This is a genomic window from Phyllobacterium sp. 22552, from assembly GCF_052044585.1.
Lineage (GTDB): Bacteria > Pseudomonadota > Alphaproteobacteria > Rhizobiales > Rhizobiaceae > Phyllobacterium > Phyllobacterium ifriqiyense.
This window is the reverse complement of sequence record NZ_JBQENG010000001.1, coordinates 428711-447336: the sequence shown is the minus strand read 5'-3', so window position 1 is coordinate 447336 and position 18626 is coordinate 428711. Positions and strand designations below refer to the sequence as shown.

Here is an 18626-nt window from a genome sequence, read left to right as displayed (position 1 = left end):
ACAACACAAACATGCCTATCATAAGTTTTAATTCCTATTCGTCAATGAAAAAGATGCCGCTTGCTGCGGCACCTTTCAGGTTTTCTAATTATTCCGGCTTGCCCTTTGTCCAGGTAACATTGCCTGCAAATAGCGGGATTGTGGATATGGATGTTTTGGCCGAACCATCCTGAACCTGACTGGCATGAGCCAGATAAATCAGTGTGTTGTTCGCCTTGTCATAAATGCGGGTGATAATGAGCTTCTTCCAGATCAGGCTGGTGCGCTCCGAAAACACGCGTTCGCCGCCCTCATCCAGTTCAATATCACCGATCACGACCGGACCAGTCTGCTGGCATGAAATAGAAGCATTGGACGGATCTTCGAACCAGTTACCCTTTTGCAGCCGATCAATGACGCCGCGTGAGAACGAGGCGAGATGGCAGGTGACGCCCTGCACTTTCGGATCCGTCACAGCATCAATGACAATATCATTGCCCAGCCAATCGACGCCGACTTTACCCACCTCTTCCGCATGGGAGGGCAATATAGAGGCGGCCAAAAGAGCCAGGGCAGCAAGACTACGCTTCATCGAAATCTCCAGAAAATTGTGGCAGAACTCATAAGCCTCAGTTGGGGACTGAGCAGGTGGAATGCAACCAGAACGAGGATGGACTGCTAACGTTCCCACTTGGCAAGAAAATCCTCGATGCTCAGTGACTGGATATCAGCAATTGCATCAAACAGAACCGTATGCGGCCAATCCCACCAGGCAAGCTTGATCAGGCGGATGGCTATCTCTTGGGAAAAGCGCGGTCGAATGGGCCTTGCAGGATTTCCAGCTACGATCATATAGGGCGCGACATCTTTGGTAACGACGGCATTGGCACCAATGACCGCGCCATGACCAATAGTAATTGCTGGCATGATAACCGCGCCATGACCGATCCATACATCATGACCAATGCTGACGCGCTTGCTTTGTCTGCGCGCACGAAAATCAGCGTCTATGCCCTGAAATTTGAAAAACTCATTGGGACGATAGCTGATTTTATGGGTTGTCACCCGCTCCATAGGATGTTCGAGAGCGTTGATACGCACATTGGGAGCAATGGAGCAGAACCGGCCAATATCGGCATATATGCCCTCACTGTGACGCTCAATATAGGAAAAATCCCCCATGGTAACGTCGCGTAGGATGACGCGCTCGCCCACTTCTGCATATTTGCCAAGCTTGACACCCTTCAGATGCGCGCTCGGATGGATGCGCGGCTGCGGGTTGAGAAAGCGAGGATCATCAGTTTCAGTCATTGCGGTTTCCCGGATCAGGTCAGTGCAATTCTTTTGCACAAATGATGCACCGTTGCCTATGGCGAAAATCCTGATAGGGGTAGCCAACACATGCCTTTCCGAAAGCAAACGCCCATGACGACCCAGACCCGCCTTTTCATTACTGCCGGCAAGGCCGAAGCCGAGCGGCTGTTTATCTTGCTGGAAAATGCTTTCGAAGATGATGGCCTGCCAATCTCCTCAGCGGAGATCGATGAGGATCGCGAGATATATGAAGTTTCGGTCTATACGTTTGAACCGGAAGAAATTGAAACTCGCATGATCGACACCGTTGGCAAGAATTGGCCGGTAGAGCGCGAACAGGTGCCCGATATTGATTGGGTTGCGCATTCACTGGAAGGCTTGAAGCCGGTGCGCGCCGGGCGATTCTTTGTGCATGGCTCTCATGATCGCCACAAGCGCCGTATCAATGATCTCGGCATTGAAATTGATGCTGGACAGGCCTTTGGCACCGGCCACCACGGCACGACATCCGGCTGTCTTGATATGATCGGCGAAGTGATCCGCCGCGAACACCCACGCAATGCGCTTGATCTTGGAACAGGAAGTGCGGTTCTGGCCATCGGCATTGCAAAGCTCGCGCCTATTCCCGTTCTGGCGACAGATATCGATCCTGTCGCTGTTGCTGTTGCACGGGAAAACGTGGTGAAGAACGGTGTTGCTTCGCGGGTTCGCACCGAAACAGCTACCGGCTTCCATCATCCGGCGATGCGCGGTTCGGCGCCCTTCGACCTGATTGTCGCCAATATTCTGGCACGGCCATTGATGATGCTCGCGCCCGAAATGCGCAAACATCTTGGCTGGGGCGGCTCGCTGATCCTTTCGGGTATTCTGGAAACCCAACGCGAAAAAGTACTCGCCGCCTATCGTGTGCAGGGGCTTTTCCACGTGAAGACCCTTCGCCGCGAAGGCTGGGTAACGCTGCATTTGAAAGCGCGCGCAACTTACTAACCCATGGGCTAAATGCTTCTTTGGTATAATTGACAGCTTTATCTCGTTATAGGAATATATACCTTTGACGAGGATTTATTTCATGAGCGCATTTTTTCCCTATCTGACTGAAATCCACCACCTCAGAAACCAAGTCGCAGCAGATAGCACCAATCTTAAACATATGCGGCTGGCTCCACTTAATACCTTTCCCCGCATGCAAATTCGCCAGCACAATGAACTTGTCGCGGATATTGGCATTGATACCAGATTTGTGCCAATCATTTCATCACGTTCTCGCTCCTATCCCAAAGAAAAGGCTGGAGTTAAAACTGCAGTGGTGCATTTTCCCGAGAAGAGCTCATAAAATACTGTCCAAATTTCTTTGATTGTTCAACAATTATTGGACAAGGTTGCCTGAACCGCAGGCCCCCTCTCCAATTTTGGCTCTTCGGCACTGCGATCCATAGGCTGTTGAAGAATGAAGTGGGGTGAAACCATTCGAATGACGACAGTTGCACAAGTACGTCAGGCCCTTAAACCGCTTCTCCAGCGCCATTCAGATCTGGCGTTGGCAGGGCGTCATCTCGTACTTACGCCGATCAATCACTTCACCCGTGGCGTATATCTGGCTCGCAGCGGAAATCCAAAAATCTTTGCGCCAACAATCGATGTTGGTATAATTTTTATGGGCATCGACCGATTTCACTATGGCTGGGGCAATACAAGACTTATTCACCCAATTTTTTCCAACCTTAAAGGTGATACCAACGAGCGGGCACAAGCTATTATCAAGATGGATATCAAGCCATTCTTTGGCGGCTGGCATTTTGACAACCCCGAAAATATGGAAATCATGCTGAGTGTTATTGAAGATGCCTTGGTGCCTTTGCGCAAAATAACAAAACTGGAGGAAGTGGTCGAATTCGCTTCTCGGAACGAGAATAATTTTACACCATTTGAATTTAAGTATTATGCCCGCTTGATGATGGCTACGGCTCTTGGTGACTTTGAAGAAGCTATACGCATTATGGATGGACCGGACTACCGACAGGTCGAGCTTCGCAAAGACATGATGTACTGGAACCCGACATTTTATCCCGCTTTGATTGCAGGCGACCGGCGTGAATTGGCAAAAATCTTACATGAATTAGAGGCCATAACTATTAAAAGTCTCAAATATCGAAAATACTGGGAGCCCACACCCTTTCCGCTTGAACTCAAAGACTAAAACACCTCGAGCGATTAAACCGGTTGCTAAATTCAATGCTCCATTGCGCAGAGCAAATGGGGAAGATAGGTTTCGACCCAAACAAAAGAGGTCGATATCATCATGTTCCAGTCGTTTGAGGTGTCCAGCAATCCAGCTACCGGCGCACCGCGTGTTGCAAAATTACGAGCTGAACTCGAAGGCTTGAAGCTCGATGGTTTTCTCGTGCCCCGTGCAGACGAGCATCAGGGTGAATATGTTCCTGCCCGCGCGCAACGTCTGGCTTGGCTGACGGGCTTTACCGGTTCTGCGGGCGTTGTTCTGGTGTTGAAGAACAAGGCGCATCTTTTCGTCGATGGGCGTTACACTTTACAGGCGGCAGATCAAACCGACCCTTCCGTCTTTACGATTGAAAGCCTTATCGATACGCCGCCTGCGGTCTGGCTGCGCAGTATTGAACGTCCGCTGACCATCGGCTTTGATCCATGGCTGCACACAATCAGCGAAACAAAAGCCTTGCGCGAAGCGCTGGAGAAAAATGGCGGCAGCCTCGTCGCCGTAAAGGATAATCTTGTCGATCTTATCTGGGACGATCAGCCTGCCCCGCCGCTTGAAGCAGTGACGATCCAGCCGGAAAAATATGCCGGCAAGCTTGCCAAGGTGAAACTGCAGGAATTGGCGGATGCTGTCGGCAAAGCCAAAGCGGATGCGACCATTTTGACAGACCCATCCTCCATTGCGTGGGCGTTCAACATTCGCGGCAATGATGTGAGCAATACGCCTTTGCCCTTGGCCTTTGCACTCATCCCCGCGAATGGCGAGCCCTTGCTTTTCATCGACAAGCGCAAGCTGCCAATGGAAACAGAAGCCTATTTGACCCAGCTCGCCACATTGCGTGCGCCGTCGACGCTCGATAATGACGTTGCCGATTTTGCTGCACAGGGTCACACTGTCATGCTCGATCCGGCGCTGGCAGCGGAAAAGCTGCGGCTGATCATCGAAAAAGCTGGCGGCAAAATCGTCGAAGGTCTCGACCCCGCGCGCCTGCCGCGTGCCATTAAAAACAAAACCGAGCTGGAAGGCGCACGCAAATCGCATGAGCGTGACGGCGTGGCCATGGTGTCCTTCCTGTCATGGATTGACCATCAAGCACCGGGCACGATTGACGAAATCGACGCTGCGACCAAACTCGAAGAAACGCGCCACGAGATTGCTCAAGGCTTCCAGATGCCGCTCGAGAATCTGTCATTCGACAGCATTTCCGGTGCCGGTCCAAATGGCGCATTTGCGCATTATCGCGTCAACACGGAGTCAAACCGCAAGCTGCAGGATGGCGAGCTCTATTTGATTGATAGTGGCGGCCAGTATCGCGATGGTACAACCGACATTACCCGGACATTGCCGGTTGGCACGCCAACAGCGGATATGAAAAAGAAGTTCACACTGGTTTTGAAGGGCATGATTGCCATTTCAACCGCACGTTTTCCGAAAGGAACGCGCGGCATGGACATTGACGTTCTTGCCCGCATTGCTTTGTGGAAACAGGGCTATGATTACGGCCACGGCACAGGGCACGGTGTCGGCTCTTTCCTCTCCGTGCATGAAGGCCCGCAAAATATTTCGAAGCGGGGCACACAGGAACTCTTGCCGGGCATGATTCTTTCCAATGAACCTGGATATTACAAGCCGGGTGGCTATGGCATACGCACAGAAAATCTCCTGATTGTTACGGAGCCACAAGTGCCTGAAGGTGGCGATTTGCCGATGATGGGGTTTGAGACAATTACCCTGTGCCCCATCGACAAGCGGCTCATCGATACAAGCCTGCTTGTTCGCGAAGAACTGGTATGGCTTGATGCCTACCATGCCAAGGTCCGGGAAAAATTACTGCCTCACACCAGCGGTGAAGCGCGCGAATGGCTCGTCAATGCGACAGAACCATTCGGCCACGAAGGATAATTCAGGTAAACTGGCGCAGCAGGATGATGACTGCTGCGCCAATCAAAAACATGGTCAGCGCATTGAAGCGCAGTGACACAAGTCCGGCAATGGCAAGTGCCACAAGGCCTCGCCAATCGGCATTGGCCGCGGCGGGCGCAACCAGCGTCGTCAAGACCGCTGCCGGCACTGCATTCAACGCGACTTCAACGCGTGGATGCACCCGCTCAAAGCGCGAAAGCACGAGATGGCCGCCTATGCGGGTTAGAAAAGTGGCAACCGCGCCCGCAATAATGATCCAGAAAATCGATGACATCAGCGTTTTTCCTTTGCCGGCTCAGGCTTGGCAAGAATGACCGCCATGAGGATACCCGCGACGGCACCTATGCTGACATGCCAGGGCGATCCAATGGTTTTTGCGGCAATGATTGATGCAATGGCACTGGTAATGACAATCGGTCCCCAATTGGTCCGTTTGCGGAAACCCATCACCAATCCAAGGAAGTAAATGGGAAGCAGCATATCGATACCCAGCGCATGCGTATCCGCAATGAGATTACCAAAAAGCCCGCCAATAAAAGCCTCAACGACCCACATTACATAGATCGGTGTAGCAACGCCGAGATACCAGATGAAGGTTACCGGCTTTCCGGACTCTGCACGCTTTTCGGTTTCAGCATATTGCGGATCAGTCAGCAAAAAATAGCTGAGCATTGCTTCTAATGGCTTGAAATGTCCGATACGACGGCCAACCGCTGCCGAATAAAGAACATGTCGGAAATTGACCGCGAAGATGGAAAAGACGATAAGCCAAGCAGGGATATGCTGTCCAAACAGCTCAATTCCAACCATTTGGCTGGCACCGCCAAATATGGCAGCACTCATAAGTACAGTTTCGAACAGGGAAAAGCCCTGATCAATCGCAAGTGCACCAAACAATACCCCGAATGGCGCGGCCGCAATCATGATCGGCAGCCCTTTGGCAAACCCTTCCCAAAATTGCGTGCTTTTGCTCACTGGAACAGCCTGCGATGGCTTCTGCTGATATATATGTTCATCCATGTCCCCCATCTAGGCCACCGAGCTTATTCTGTCACGTTAGTTTTGTTGATGGCTATCATCAATCTCAGACACGGTCGCATCTTGTCGGTGATGTCTCGGCTCTCTAGATTTCCAGTTGAAGAGCGGAGGAGAAATCATGGCGCATATTATTAATAGGGAAGTTTGGGAAGATCTCCCGCTAAGCTGGCATGGGGAAATTACCGGCAAGCCCTATGGCACCAATGTGTCGATTATATTCAACAATCAGGAACGCGTCGGCGCCGGACCGCGATTGCATAAACACCCCTATACTGAAACCTTCATCATACGCAGAGGGCGGGCGCGCTTCACGGTGGGGGAGGAAATAATCGATGCCGAGGAAGGGCAAATCGTGGTGTGTCCGGCGAACACGCCGCATAATTTCAAAAATCTGGGACCAGGCGCGCTGGAAACGATCGATATTCACGCCAATGAAGTGTTCGTCACTGAATGGCTGGAGTAGCTTAATTATGCGGTACGGCTCCCCGCCTGGGCAGGGAGCCATGCCAATTTTAATCAGAATTTCTGTGTCAGCGACACACGGAAGCTACGGCCAACTTCGGAATAGCGGTCTGCTATAGCAAGGTTGATGCTGTCTGGTACGTCGGTTGCGGACCAATATTTCTTGTCGAATACGTTGAATACACCAACTTGCAGCTTCATGCCTTTGGCAAATTTCGGCTCCCAATAGGCAGTTGTATCGACAATGCCATAACCTGGGGCAACAAAACCACCCTGGCTTACCTTGTCGCGTCTGGCAGCCATGGTCAGGGACACATCGGCGCCCCAGCTATCAGCCGCATAGCCAAGACCAACAATGGCGCGGATTGGTGGAATAGAGTTCAGATACTCATCTGTCTTGGTGTCCTTGCCTTCAACAAACGCAATGGATGTCCATGTCGTCCAATTATTAGCGAAGTTCACGCGCCCACTCAGTTCCGCACCATAAATCTGTACGCGGCTAAGGTTCTCATAGCCCGTAATACCACCAACCGGATACTCGCCACCGGGAGGTGCGATGGTCACGTCATGGATGAAGTTGCGGTAGTAATTGTTGAATATGCTGGCTGACAGCGCATAGGTGCCATCATCATATTTGGTACCAATTTCGAAACCATTGCTGGTCTCTGCCTTCAGGTCCGGATTACCGATTCTCGCATAGGAACCGGGAGCGCCATAATTCTGGTAAAGCTCCATCGCCGAGGGCATGCGGAAGCCCTGCGCCCATTGAGCATAGAAATCGAGATTATTATTTGCGTGCCATGTCGCACGAAGCTTGGGCGTGAAGCGGGAATCGCTGTTTGACGCAGGCAAGCCGCCATCATAATTCGGCCCCCTCTCGTAAGCTGCTGTCGACTGCGGGCTGTGCTCATACCAGTCAAAACGACCACCCGGCGTCAGCGTCAGCTTGCCGTTGAGAAGCTCGATATCGTCCTCGACATAGAGGCCAAATCCAGTTGTTTCCACATCAGGCATATCGGACGCATTCGAGTGCAGCATTTTGCACGATTGCGGGCCGAATGGTGAGGGAATTCTTGTCCAATCAACATCCGGACAATTGTCCACACCCGCTGAATATTGATGGAGATCCTGGCGGTAAATTTCCGCTCCAATACGGAACTTGTGCTCAATGCTGCCAATCTCGACAGTCTTGCTCGCATTGCCGGTAAAGCCGTAAGCGTCAAGCTCCAACTCATTGTCGCGCTTATAGATGCCGAAAGGATAGCCATAGCGGAAAGGATCACGCGGTATGATGGACGCTCTGCTGTCCCGCAGGCGAATTGCATCAGTGGTATTATTCAGAGTCTGCCGGGTCCAGTAAGCGATGGCGTGCGCCTCATCGAGCCAGCCGGTTTTATCCGGCGCGACATAATCATAGCTGCCCGAAATGCGGATACGCTCTGACTCTTCGCCCGACTGGAATTTCCCACGCTCATAGGAAGACGTTGTGCCAATGAAGTTCTCGCCGTCCTGTTCGCGATTGGAGATTTCTCCAGTCAAACCAAAACGATGGCCACCCTCGACGTTCTGATAGAGCTTTACCAGCAAATTGCGTTGGTCGACATCGAGAGGATTCGGCTCTGTGCGTCCGGCGCCGTAACCGCCAATATCACCCATGCGGTCCTTTTCATGACCTGTCGTGTAGCCGCCCTGAACAAGCAACTCAGTGTCATTGATGCGCGTTGCAGCCGCAATATTTGTCCGCCAGCTGCGGCTTGAATCATCATAGGTGCCCTTGGTCCAGACACCCCAATTCTTCCCCTCACCAATAATATCGGCAGGGTCCAGCGTGTGAATCTGGATAACCCCACCAAGTGCGCCAGAGCCATAACGGCTGGAATCCGTACCCTTGGTGATGTTGATCTTGGAAAGGCCGTCAAAGCCGAACGTATCCAGCCCGCCTTGCGTGCTGCGTGGATCGGAAATCCATGGCACACGAATTCCATCAAGGGTGGTCAATACGCGATTCTGATCCAGCCCGCGGAGGTTGATACTCTTGGAGGTGGAATTGTAATTAACACCTGCATCAACCCGTCGGCCGAGGTCTTCAAAGTCTTGGACCATACGGTTTTGGATAACTTCGCGGTCAACTGTATTTGTCAGGACAGTCGCTTCGTCGCCGCCCGGTTTGTTTTTAAGAACGATGGGTGCAAGCGTGATATTCTCGCCATCAGCAGGAGCGGTCTGCGCCGCCGCAATCCCCGAGCCCAATCCAAGCGCCAAAATCGTACTGGCGCTACCACACATAAGGCGTGCAAACAGAATCTTACCCAAAACCATAACAAGTCCCCGCGAGAGAATGCTTGGCTGGCTGGACCTGCGATAGGCGATCGCGAGATGTCGGTGGCTTGCTGAGCGAATAATGCACGCAATTACGTGCAACTGGCGCTAGCTACTTAAACTTTACCATTTAAGTCAAGATTAATTGCACAGAATATTTCCATATGTTTCAGCGAGGAGACATATGTGACAAGAAGGACACAATTGCTAACTGCAACAAGCTTTTTAAGCAGGGAGCGTGCGTTGAATTGCCCTGCCCCAATCAATAAGCGGCTTGGCGCGCAATGCAAAATCAAACAGGTCATCCGCCAGCTCCGGAGATGTAATTCTCGCAGGTTCAATCGTATGGCGCACCATGAAATGCCGGTTGCGCAATGCTTCAATAAGATCGGCATCCGTCACCTCCTCAAACCCACGGGGGGTGCGCTTAAGACGGTCAATATCCCGAAGCTCCAATCCATTACTGGCAAGGGCTTTGACCATTGCTCGATATTTTTCCGGTTTGGCGACGATTGCCTTGCGCATCGCAAGTAAAAGCTCGGGCTTTCCCTGCCAGAACGCAACGGCGGCGTAGCAACCCCTGTATTCTTCGAGACCGACACACACGTAGAAACAACCGCTCTCGCTCCATTTGCTTCCGTCAGGAGAAAGCAGTGCTGAAAGATGCCGGTTATAGGGGCTTTTATCCTTGGAAAAGCGCGTATCGCGCTTGATCCGGAACTGCGATTTTTTGCGATCTCCTTTAAATGGCAGTCCGGCTTTTTCAAACCGCACAATTAGATCATCGACGAGATCTCCCAAAGGCTCGTAAAGATGTGCCTCAAACAGATCCTTGTTTTCCAGAAACCATTCGCGATTCTGATGAAAATCCAACGCCTTGAGAAAAGGCAGTGCTTTGTCGCCAAATCCCTTGAAAACAGTCTCGCTCATGCGCCCACCAGTTCAAACCATGCGTCTTCATCAATGACTTCGATGCCCAATGCCTGTGCCTGTGTCAGTTTCGAACCCGCGCCCGGACCGGCAACAACAAGATCGGTTTTCTTTGAAACGGAGCCTGCGGTCTTGGCGCCATAACGCTCTGCCATAGCTTTGGCTTCATCACGGGACATGCGCTCCAATGAGCCGGTAAACACAATAGTTTTTCCCTCCACGGGCGAGTCGCTGACGATACGCACTTCCTCATCAAGAGGCGTGACTTCATCGAGGAGCGCTGCAAGCGCATCGCGATTGTGCTGCTCCGCATAAAAATCGACCAGCGCCTCCGCGACAATACTGCCAATGCCTTCAACATCGTTTAATTCCCGCCAGGCATCATTACCCTTGTCCCCTTTGTCCTTCGGGGGGACGGCTGCGATTGCGGCATTGGCAAGCGCCTCATAGGAGCGATAAGCCTTTGCCAGCCGCTTGGCATTCACTTCGCCCACATGACGAATACCAAGACCGAAGATAAAGCGGCTGAGCGAAACCTCACGACGCTCGTCGATGGCATCGTAGAGTTTCTTGACTGAAGTTGCGCCAAAACCATCAATATTTTCAAGCTTGGCCAACGAGCCTGCCTGGCGTTTCTTTAGAGTGAAAATGTCGGCGGGCGTGCCGATATGCAGCGCCGGATCATCTGACTTGAAGAAAAATTCGACCTGTTTTTCACCAAGACCTTCAATGTCAAATGCATTGCGCTGAACGAAATGACGGAGGCGTTCGACGGCCTGTGCAGGGCAGATCAATCCGCCAGTGCAGCGGCGCACGGCCTCCCCCTCTTCGCGCACTGCATGAGAATCGCAGGCCGGGCATGTGTGAGGGAATATATAGGGCGTGCTTCCGCGGGGCTTATCCGCCACGATGTCAACGATCTGCGGGATGACATCGCCTGCGCGCTGCACCACCACCGTATCGCCGACGCGCAGATCGCGACCTTCACGGATCGGTTGGCCGTTCTGGCCGATGCCTTTGATGTAGTCTTCATTATGCAGTGTGACATTCGTCACCACAACGCCGCCAACTGTAACAGGCTCAAGTCTGGCAACAGGCGTCAGAGCGCCTGTGCGACCCACCTGAATATCGATACCGCGCAGAATCGTCATGGCGCGTTCAGCTGGAAATTTATGCGCAATTGCCCAGCGCGGACTGCGTGAGACGAAACCGAGACGCTGCTGTAGCGCTAAATCATCAACCTTGTAGACCACGCCATCAATGTCATAGCCGAGGAGCGCGCGTTGCTCTTCAATCTGGTGATAATGTTTGACCAGGCCTTCAACGCTTTCGAAACGCTGCATCAGCGGGTTCACGCGAAAACCATAGGATTTGAAAGCCTCCACCATGCCCATTTGTGTGGAAGCAGGCATTTCGCTCACCTCACCCCATGCATAGGCAAAGAACTGTAGAGGCCGCGAGGCGGTAATGGTGGAATCCAGCTGGCGCAACGAGCCGGCAGCGGCGTTGCGCGGATTGGCAAAGATCTGTTTGCCATCCTTGGCCTGGCGCTCGTTCAAAGCTGCAAAATCGGCATGGCTCATATAAACCTCACCGCGCACTTCGAGCACCTCCGGCGGATTTCCATCAAGCACATTGGGAATGCTGGCAACTGTACGCGCATTCAGCGTGACATTCTCGCCAGTCGTTCCATCACCGCGAGTGGCGGCAGTTACCAGCCGGCCCAGCTCGTAGCGCAGAGAGAGCGACAACCCGTCAATTTTTGGTTCGGCAGTAATAGCCACGCTCGCATTGGTACCCAGTTTTAAAAAGCGACGGATACGACCTACGAAATCCTCCACGTCGCTGTCATGAAATGCATTGTCCAGCGACAGCATCGGGATGGAATGGGTGACCTTGCCGAACTTTTCCGAAACACTGGCGCCAACCTTGTTGGATGGTGAATCTTCGCGTTTCAGTTGCGGAAAGCGTTGCTCAATAGCCAGATTGCGTCGACGCAGGGCATCGTACTCCGCATCAGAAATTATCGGTGCATCTTCGGTGTTATAACGATAATCGTGTTGAGCAATCTCCGCTGCAAGCCGACCAAGTTCCTCGACTGCTTCCGCTTCGGTCAGTTTTTCTACTGCTTTATCTGCCATGATTTGCCTACTGCTGGATTCGGCGGGAGATTAGCCGAAAAACCCCAAATTGGCACTGTCTAGATCGCCGGGCGTAATTAACGATCTATCCTTATATTTTAGCGTTGAACTAAGCAGCGTTTTCCCGAAGCAATCGCACCGCGGCAGCGCGCGCCTCATCGGTGACACTTGCACCGGCCAACATGCGCGCAATTTCTTCCTGACGATCATCCGTTTCCATTGCCCGGATCGATGTAGCCACGCGATCATTACCCGCAGAGGATTTGGCGATGAGAAAATGCGTTTGGGCCCGAGCCGCAACTTGCGGTGCATGAGTGACCGACAGTACCTGCACATTGCCGGACAAGCGCCGAAGCCGCTGGCCGATTGCATCGGCTACGGCACCGCCAACACCCGTATCAATCTCGTCAAAAACCAGTGTTGGAGCTGATCCGCGATCTGCCAGCGCCACTTTGAGCGCAAGCAGAAAGCGTGAAAGCTCGCCGCCCGATGCAACCTTCATCATTGGCCCTGCGCGCGTGCCAGGATTGGTTCGCACCCAATATTCAACCATATCAATTCCATCTGCTGTGCGATTATTCACATCCGTCGTCATCTCGACAATGAACTCCGCCCGTTCAAGCTTGAGGGCGGGCAGCTCGGCCATGACGGCCTGCTTTAGATGTTCGGCTGTTTCATGACGGTGAGCGGAGAGCGACAGGGCAGCTTCATCAAAGGCATCCCGTGCCGCAAGGGTTTCTTTTTCCAGTGCTGCCAGACGTTCGGCTCCGGCGTCAATATCGGCAAGATCTCCGTCCATGCGATCCCGTAGTGCCGATAGATCATCCACTGCCACCGAATATTTACGCGCCGCACCACGCAGCGCAAACAGGCGTTCTTCCGTCTGCTCCAGAACACGCGGGTCGAAGTCGATCGCGCGAATTGCTTGCTCAATACCATTTTGCGCTTCGGCCAGAAAATTCAGCGCTTCATCAATGGCTTTGACGACTGGTTCAAGCAAATGCGGCGCTTCGGGTACTTTACGCTCAAGCCGCCGAACAAGACTGGCAAGCGATGGTACCGGCGACGCATTGCCTGACAAAATATCATTGGCCTCATTGACATCACCGGCAATTTTTTCCGAACGCATCATTTCTGTGCGCTTTATCGCCAGCATTTCTTCTTCCTGCGGTTCCGGATCGAGCTTGGAAAGCTCCTCCACCGAAGCACGCAGATAGTCGGCTTCACGTGCCGCTGCCTCAACCTTGGCCCGATGGCGAACCAGAGCATGCTCGGCCTCGCGCCATTTCTTGTGCAGCGACCGGACCAGATTTGCTTTTGTTTCCAAAGCACCGAAGGCATCAAGCAATGTACGATGAATATCGATATCGATCAGCGCGCGATCATCATGCTGGCCATGAATTTCGACCAACCGCCGCCCAAGCTCTTTGAGCATGGTAACGCTGGCGGCCTGATCATTGATAAAAACCCGGCTACGACCATCCGCATTCTGCACGCGCCGCAAAATGATATCGCCATCATCGTCAATGTCATTTTCACGCAAAAGCAGACGAGCCGGATGACTGCCCGCGACGTCAAAAACTGCGGTAACCTGCCCCTGCTCGGCACCGTGCCTGACCAAAGACGCATCGCCCCGTGCGCCGAGCGCCAGCGACAAGGCATCAAGCAGGATGGACTTGCCGGCGCCAGTTTCACCCGTAAGCACGGACAGACCTTCGCCGAACTCGATGTCGAGCCGTTCAATCAGGACAATATCGCGGATCGACAGATGCGAAAGCATGATGGCTCAGGTTGAGTTCTAGTTTAAGCGCCTTCTTTGCCGCCAGTAATTGCTGTAGCCGCTTTCGAAAGCCAAGAGCCTGCATTTTCACGCGGCTCGAGACCACCGCTTTGCAGCAGCTTGTAGCTGTCCTTGTACCAATCGCTGTCAGGATAATTCTGACCAAGAACGGCAGCAGCAGCTTGGGCTTCGCTCGTCAAGCCGAGCGCGTAATAGGCTTCAACGAGACGCGCGAGCGCTTCTTCGATGTGACGGGTATTGGAATATTGTTCAACGACACCACGGAAACGCTTGATCGATGCGAGGTAATCCTTGCGCTCCAGATAGTAGCGGCCGACCTGCATTTCCTTGCCTGCGAGCTGATCGCGGCCGAAACGGATCTTTGCTTTTGAGTCTTCAACATATTCAGAGTCAGGATAGGTTTGCACGACCTCTTGAAACGCGGCAATCGACCTGCGGGTCATGCTCTGCTCGCGCGTAATGTCCGGAATTTGCCGGTAATAGGAAAGGCCGGTTATGTAATAAGCATATGCAGCTTCGGGCTGCGTCGGGTAAAGGGCAATATAACGCTTCGTCATGGCGATGGCATCGTCATATTTACCGCTGCGGTAATTAGCGAACGCGCCCATGACCAGAGATTTACGTGCAAATTCAGAGTAAGGATGCTGACGGTCGACCGCATCAAACTTCTTGGCTGCCTCATCAAGGCGACCCGAATTCAAATTTGCCAGAGCCTGATTGTAAAGCACGTCGGCAGGCTCAATCGTGTCCACATAGGCAGAAAGATCAAGATCATCGTCCTTGGATGCGCAACCCGAGATTGCAACAGCGCCGGCAATCGGAAAAAGAAGAAGAGCTGCACGGACCTTTCCGCCAAACCCTGCGTTTCCAAACCTTGCGCTGATAAGCGTTCTGCTATTCGCCATGCTGTCTCCGGCCCCACATTATAATTTAAGAGCATTGTCGCGAAACCCGATATCACGTTTTCGCGCCATGCTCTAGACATAGACAATCTTACCGTCGGTTGGGCGTTCATAAACCACAAGCGACAGGAATCAGCAATGTTATTGCCATGCAATCGTCCAAATTTGTGGCGGAGCGGGAATTAGTCGATCTTTGGCAGAGAAAGATGACCGACTTTATAGGCTTGAAAGCCTGTTTTTATTGTTGATTTCGGCTCTTCTTTCCATAATCGAAAACGTATCTGCATCCAGCAAGTAGGGTCAAAAGCCGAAACCGCAGCGAGCGCTCCGCCCTTTTCAACATCGGCCAAAGCCTTTTCTGCTTCGCGGCATCGCAAATCCGCAAGCGATGAATAGGGTTCTATCGGCAGTATTTCCCTTGTGGCGAAAGCAGCCGATGATATTGCAGCTGATATTTCTGCCTGCCATACTATCCATGTCTTAATGCTTGGCCGCCCGAATGACTGGCTGACCGCATCAAAGCCATTGCCGCAAACAAAATCGTTCAATCCAGCTTCGTGCCGCCACACATAAAACGGGGCATAGAGGTTTTCACGAATTTGTCGTTCGTCGTCGCGTCGCGCTGTCAGATAGGCCTTGAATGCAAGATTGGGGAAATTATCCAGCAACGGCCCCTTTTCTGCGATGCGCCGATCGATAATGCCCATGTCGTAATCGGCAGGCAGCGTAAAACTATACTGCATCGCAATCATTGCGCGGCCTCCTCGCGAATAACGGGTTCAAGCCAGGATACAGCGGTCCCATCCTGGGTTGCTTGAATGCTGATGTAGCAAAAAGCGCTGGTCGGACTTGCTCCGTGCCAATGGCGCTCATCCGGCGCAAACCAGACACAATCTCCCGCGCGCAATTCAACCATGGGACCGCCGTCGCACTGGGCAAACCCAACGCCGGACAGAACATAGAGGAACTGTCCGCGAGGATGTGTGTGCCAATTGGTGATGACACCAGGTTCGACATAGGCTTGCATGACATTATTTTCGCCATCCACATCGCTTTCCAGCAACATCTGTGCCCAGAAGGGAGCCGTGGAAATATTGGCGGGGGCCGGTGCGATGGATTGGCCTGCCCGACGAACGGTCATTTGCTGCGGGCAGCGCTTTGGACTGTTCAAAATCTCGCTAACCTCGCTCAAGCTGGCTCAACCATTTGCGTATCGCCATTGCTGAATGACCACTCGTCGCGTGTCGATGTGCTGACCACAATCATAATGTCTTGCGGCCGAATACCGGGCGACTTACCCAGAAGCTCGACGACGCGCTTGTAGAATGCCTGTTTGGTGGCCGTATCGCGCGGTTTGCCAATCGTTATTGTAAAGATAACGAAATCATCCGAGCGACCATCGCTGAAGTAAGTTGGATCAATGATGAGTTCATTTGGCCGGTGCTGATGAATGGCCTGAAATTTATCAGTCAGGGGAACGTTGAATGTTTCGACCATTGCCTGATGGAAACTGTCCGACAGCGCCTTGAGGTACTCAGGAGATTTACCTTCCAGCAGGGAGATGCGGGTAAAGGGCATTTGACTTCCTTTCATGAATTGCTTGACGCCATATCAATAAGCCCCCACAATGATCCTGAAAATCAGATTACTCAGGACTAATAGTCCTAAAAATGTGGATTGTTTCAAATGAGAAAGATCACACTTGATCTGGACGTGCTGCGGACCTTCTCTACCGGGATGGAGTTGGGCAGTTTTGCCAAGGCAGCGGAGCGCCTTGGCCGTTCGACATCAGCAGTCAGCGCTCAGCTAAAGAAGCTCGAACAACAAGCCGAGACAGCCATCTTCGTCAAAGCCGGTCGTGGACTTGCCCTAACCGAAGCTGGCGAAACCATGCTCGGTTATGCGCGCCGCATGCTTGATCTGAATGATGAGGCAATTACGGCTGTCCATGGAAGTGAACTCGAAGGCTGGGTGAGGCTTGGCTTACAGGAGGATTTTGGCGAAAGCCTGCTGACCGACGTTCTTGGCCAATTTGCCCGAGCACATCCTAAAGTGCGCATTGAGGCGCGCGTAACACGAAATGCCGACCTGCTGGATCGGATTACATCAGGACGTCTTGATCTCGCGTTGGCATGGAGCAGCGGGGCCTCTACAACACCGCATTACGAACATGTCCTGGATGTGCCAATGTGCTGGATAGGTCCGGCTGGAGAATCCAGAAACTGGCAGAATGGCGGAGATCCCTTACCTTTAATTTCGCTTGAAGCACCATGTCTTTTGCGCACGGCCGCTGTCAACGCTCTGGATCGCGCCGGCATTCCCTGGCGTCTGTCATTTATCAGCCCAAGCCTGACCGGATTGTGGGCCGCAACGGCTGCAGGTCTGGGCGTGACGATACGAACGCCATTTGGACTACCAACAACGGTACAGCGTCTGGGACCGCAGGAGGACGGGCTGCCATCCCTGCCCTCGCTCGGCTTGATGCTTCATCGGTCAGAGGCGCAGCCTGAGCCAGCCACAGCCCGGCTTGCGGCCATTCTGCTGCAATCCATCAACTCAATACCGCAAATTAAATGATTTATACGGTTGAAGCAGCACTGACTGCCTTGCTTACACCCACAGCACCACTGTGCTGCATCTTTATAATCTCAAAAGCCGACGGATCGGCGAGCAAAGCACGCACAGCGCTCGCGTTGAGACGATGCCCGCCTCGATAGGAGCGGAAACAGCCAATAAAGGGTGCGCCCGCCAGCGATAGATCTCCGATCGCATCCAATGTCTTATGGCGAACAAACTCATCCGGATACCGCAATCCACCGGGGTTGATGACGGTATTGTCGTCACCAATGACCAGTGAATTATCAAGCGATGATCCAAGCGCGAGGCCAGCGGCCCAGAGCCTTTCTACGTCCCGCATGAATCCAAATGTCCGCGCGCGCGATATCTCCTTGCGGAACACCGCGTCATCCATGTCGCCCGCGAACTTTTGACGACCTATGACAGGCGTTTCAAAGTCAATTTCGACTTCATAACGTGTGCCTTCGTAAGGAATGAACTCCGCCCATGATGCGCCGGATTCTACGCGCGAAGGTTTAAGAATGCGGATATAGCGGCGCTTTGCCGACTGTTGGCTCAACCCCGCTTCATCAAAGGCTTCCAGAAAAGCGGCTGATGATCCATCGAAGATGGGCACTTCTGGACCATCAATCTCGAGCACCATATTATCAATGCCAGAACCTGCAATGGCCGCCATCACGTGCTCAATGGTGCTGATGGTGATACCTTCAACATTTGCCAACTTGGTCGAAAGATCTGTTGCGCCAACTTCCGAAACCAGCGCTTTGATTGGGTGGCGGACACCTGCGCTGTCAATCACATTGAAAACAATGCCGGTGTTGACTGCCGCAGGCAAAAAGGAAAGCGTGACCGGGGCGCCGCTATGTACACCTGCGCCCGAGACAAAAATGCGTTTCGCAATCGTGGTCTGGAAATCCTGCAATACAAACCCTCGTAGTCGTCCATCGCATCTGTGCGGCGCCAGGCTATCAGCTAAGTCGTTTATAGTATTTTTCAATGAATTAAAC

The 18626-nt window shown here is 52.7% G+C and carries 19 protein-coding genes; 6 read left to right on the top strand and 13 right to left on the bottom strand.

Annotated elements, in window-relative coordinates; genetic code table 11:
• Window positions 1-88 precede the first annotated feature (88 nt).
• The gene (locus tag ACTJI9_RS02245) at window positions 89-571 is read right to left on the bottom strand and encodes a CreA family protein (protein ID WP_440805726.1); all 483 of its coding nucleotides are present in this window, start codon (window positions 569-571) and stop codon (window positions 89-91) included.
• A gap of 86 nt (window positions 572-657) precedes the next feature.
• Complete coding sequence (locus ACTJI9_RS02240; RefSeq protein ID WP_440805724.1) at window positions 658-1290, bottom strand: DapH/DapD/GlmU-related protein; 633 nt, start codon at window positions 1288-1290, stop codon at window positions 658-660.
• Window positions 1291-1404: 114 nt separating this feature from the next.
• Between ACTJI9_RS02240 and ACTJI9_RS02235 the strand changes: the two genes are divergently transcribed.
• The 4 genes from ACTJI9_RS02235 to ACTJI9_RS02220 all read left to right on the top strand — a co-directional run bounded on the left by ACTJI9_RS02235 (window position 1405) and on the right by ACTJI9_RS02220 (window position 5428).
• On the top strand, window positions 1405-2280 hold the full coding sequence (locus ACTJI9_RS02235; protein ID WP_115053243.1) for a 50S ribosomal protein L11 methyltransferase: 876 nt from the start codon (window positions 1405-1407) through the stop codon (window positions 2278-2280).
• A gap of 82 nt (window positions 2281-2362) precedes the next feature.
• Entirely contained in the window at window positions 2363-2626 is a 264-nt protein-coding gene (locus ACTJI9_RS02230) for a hypothetical protein (protein ID WP_440805721.1), read from the top strand.
• 114 nt (window positions 2627-2740) lie between these two features.
• Window positions 2741-3490 carry a hypothetical protein gene (locus ACTJI9_RS02225; RefSeq protein WP_440805719.1) on the top strand — a complete coding sequence of 250 codons (750 nt, stop codon included), beginning with the start codon at window positions 2741-2743 and terminating at the stop codon, window positions 3488-3490.
• Between the two features lie 99 nt (window positions 3491-3589).
• On the top strand, window positions 3590-5428 hold the full coding sequence (locus tag ACTJI9_RS02220) for an aminopeptidase P family protein (protein ID WP_440806203.1): 1839 nt from the start codon (window positions 3590-3592) through the stop codon (window positions 5426-5428).
• Between the two features lies 1 nt (window position 5429).
• Here ACTJI9_RS02220 and ACTJI9_RS02215 read toward each other — a convergent pair whose 3' ends face one another.
• Together ACTJI9_RS02215 and ACTJI9_RS02210 are read right to left on the bottom strand one after the other, a co-directional pair.
• Complete coding sequence (locus ACTJI9_RS02215; protein ID WP_307279148.1) at window positions 5430-5723, bottom strand: AzlD family protein; 294 nt, start codon at window positions 5721-5723, stop codon at window positions 5430-5432.
• The gene (locus ACTJI9_RS02210; protein WP_337354520.1) at window positions 5723-6469 is read right to left on the bottom strand and encodes an AzlC family ABC transporter permease; all 747 of its coding nucleotides are present in this window, start codon (window positions 6467-6469) and stop codon (window positions 5723-5725) included. The genes ACTJI9_RS02215 and ACTJI9_RS02210 overlap by 1 nt, the downstream gene beginning before the upstream one ends.
• 136 nt (window positions 6470-6605) lie before the next feature.
• Here ACTJI9_RS02210 and ACTJI9_RS02205 point away from each other — a divergent pair, with 136 nt between their 5' ends.
• Entirely contained in the window at window positions 6606-6950 is a 345-nt protein-coding gene (locus ACTJI9_RS02205) for a cupin domain-containing protein (protein WP_115052565.1), read from the top strand.
• A 53-nt stretch (window positions 6951-7003) separates the two neighbouring features.
• Here the strand turns inward: ACTJI9_RS02205 and ACTJI9_RS02200 are convergent, their stop codons facing one another.
• The 8 genes from ACTJI9_RS02200 to ACTJI9_RS02165 form a co-directional block, all read right to left on the bottom strand.
• Window positions 7004-9268, bottom strand: a complete 2265-nt coding sequence (locus ACTJI9_RS02200) for a TonB-dependent hemoglobin/transferrin/lactoferrin family receptor (RefSeq protein WP_440805713.1) — start codon at window positions 9266-9268, stop codon at window positions 7004-7006.
• A 225-nt stretch (window positions 9269-9493) separates the two neighbouring features.
• Window positions 9494-10198, bottom strand: a complete 705-nt coding sequence (locus ACTJI9_RS02195) for a DUF2461 domain-containing protein (RefSeq protein ID WP_440805712.1) — start codon at window positions 10196-10198, stop codon at window positions 9494-9496.
• Complete coding sequence (gene ligA, locus ACTJI9_RS02190) at window positions 10195-12339, bottom strand: NAD-dependent DNA ligase LigA (RefSeq protein WP_440805709.1); 2145 nt, start codon at window positions 12337-12339, stop codon at window positions 10195-10197. Before ligA ends, ACTJI9_RS02195 begins: the two co-directional genes overlap by 4 nt.
• Before the next feature lie 109 nt (window positions 12340-12448).
• Window positions 12449-14119 (bottom strand): DNA repair protein RecN, encoded by a 1671-nt coding sequence (gene recN / locus ACTJI9_RS02185; protein ID WP_440805706.1) that lies wholly within the window; start codon window positions 14117-14119, stop codon window positions 12449-12451.
• 23 nt (window positions 14120-14142) lie between these two features.
• Window positions 14143-15045, bottom strand: a complete 903-nt coding sequence (locus ACTJI9_RS02180; RefSeq protein ID WP_115052560.1) for an outer membrane protein assembly factor BamD — start codon at window positions 15043-15045, stop codon at window positions 14143-14145.
• Window positions 15046-15224: 179 nt separating this feature from the next.
• Window positions 15225-15794 (bottom strand): DUF4865 family protein, encoded by a 570-nt coding sequence (locus ACTJI9_RS02175; RefSeq protein WP_440805703.1) that lies wholly within the window; start codon window positions 15792-15794, stop codon window positions 15225-15227.
• A complete protein-coding gene (locus ACTJI9_RS02170) occupies window positions 15791-16183 on the bottom strand; it encodes a cupin domain-containing protein (protein ID WP_440805700.1) in 393 nt (130 codons plus the stop codon). The genes ACTJI9_RS02175 and ACTJI9_RS02170 overlap by 4 nt, the downstream gene beginning before the upstream one ends.
• Window positions 16184-16230: 47 nt before the next feature.
• Window positions 16231-16620, bottom strand: coding sequence for a tautomerase family protein (locus ACTJI9_RS02165; RefSeq protein WP_115052557.1), 390 nt, complete (start codon window positions 16618-16620; stop codon window positions 16231-16233).
• 108 nt (window positions 16621-16728) lie between these two features.
• Here ACTJI9_RS02165 and ACTJI9_RS02160 point away from each other — a divergent pair, with 108 nt between their 5' ends.
• The gene (locus ACTJI9_RS02160; protein WP_440805697.1) at window positions 16729-17619 is read left to right on the top strand and encodes a LysR substrate-binding domain-containing protein; all 891 of its coding nucleotides are present in this window, start codon (window positions 16729-16731) and stop codon (window positions 17617-17619) included.
• Between the two features lies 1 nt (window position 17620).
• Here the strand turns inward: ACTJI9_RS02160 and lpxC are convergent, their stop codons facing one another.
• Entirely contained in the window at window positions 17621-18541 is a 921-nt protein-coding gene (lpxC, locus tag ACTJI9_RS02155) for a UDP-3-O-acyl-N-acetylglucosamine deacetylase (protein WP_354344155.1), read from the bottom strand.
• Between the last annotated feature and the right edge of the window lie 85 nt (window positions 18542-18626).

Bases quoted from the DNA above. Each gene is read 5' to 3' on its own strand.
- ACTJI9_RS02165 (WP_115052557.1), bottom strand. From the start codon at position 16,620: ATGCCCTTTACCCGCATCTCCCTGCTGGAAGGTAAATCTCCTGAGTAC.
- ACTJI9_RS02225 (WP_440805719.1), top strand. From the start codon at position 2,741: ATGAAGTGGGGTGAAACCATTCGAATGACGACAGTTGCACAAGTACGT.
- ACTJI9_RS02245 (WP_440805726.1), bottom strand. From the start codon at position 571: ATGAAGCGTAGTCTTGCTGCCCTGGCTCTTTTGGCCGCCTCTATATTG.
- ACTJI9_RS02200 (WP_440805713.1), bottom strand. From the start codon at position 9,268: ATGGTTTTGGGTAAGATTCTGTTTGCACGCCTTATGTGTGGTAGCGCC.
- ACTJI9_RS02180 (WP_115052560.1), bottom strand. From the start codon at position 15,045: ATGGCGAATAGCAGAACGCTTATCAGCGCAAGGTTTGGAAACGCAGGG.
- ACTJI9_RS02175 (WP_440805703.1), bottom strand. From the start codon at position 15,794: ATGATTGCGATGCAGTATAGTTTTACGCTGCCTGCCGATTACGACATG.
- ACTJI9_RS02160 (WP_440805697.1), top strand. From the start codon at position 16,729: ATGAGAAAGATCACACTTGATCTGGACGTGCTGCGGACCTTCTCTACC.
- recN (WP_440805706.1), bottom strand. From the start codon at position 14,119: ATGCTTTCGCATCTGTCGATCCGCGATATTGTCCTGATTGAACGGCTC.
- ACTJI9_RS02195 (WP_440805712.1), bottom strand. From the start codon at position 10,198: ATGAGCGAGACTGTTTTCAAGGGATTTGGCGACAAAGCACTGCCTTTT.
- ACTJI9_RS02210 (WP_337354520.1), bottom strand. From the start codon at position 6,469: ATGGATGAACATATATATCAGCAGAAGCCATCGCAGGCTGTTCCAGTG.
- ACTJI9_RS02240 (WP_440805724.1), bottom strand. From the start codon at position 1,290: ATGACTGAAACTGATGATCCTCGCTTTCTCAACCCGCAGCCGCGCATC.
- ligA (WP_440805709.1), bottom strand. From the start codon at position 12,339: ATGGCAGATAAAGCAGTAGAAAAACTGACCGAAGCGGAAGCAGTCGAG.
- ACTJI9_RS02235 (WP_115053243.1), top strand. From the start codon at position 1,405: ATGACGACCCAGACCCGCCTTTTCATTACTGCCGGCAAGGCCGAAGCC.
- ACTJI9_RS02230 (WP_440805721.1), top strand. From the start codon at position 2,363: ATGAGCGCATTTTTTCCCTATCTGACTGAAATCCACCACCTCAGAAAC.
- ACTJI9_RS02215 (WP_307279148.1), bottom strand. From the start codon at position 5,723: ATGTCATCGATTTTCTGGATCATTATTGCGGGCGCGGTTGCCACTTTT.
- ACTJI9_RS02205 (WP_115052565.1), top strand. From the start codon at position 6,606: ATGGCGCATATTATTAATAGGGAAGTTTGGGAAGATCTCCCGCTAAGC.
- ACTJI9_RS02170 (WP_440805700.1), bottom strand. From the start codon at position 16,183: ATGACCGTTCGTCGGGCAGGCCAATCCATCGCACCGGCCCCCGCCAAT.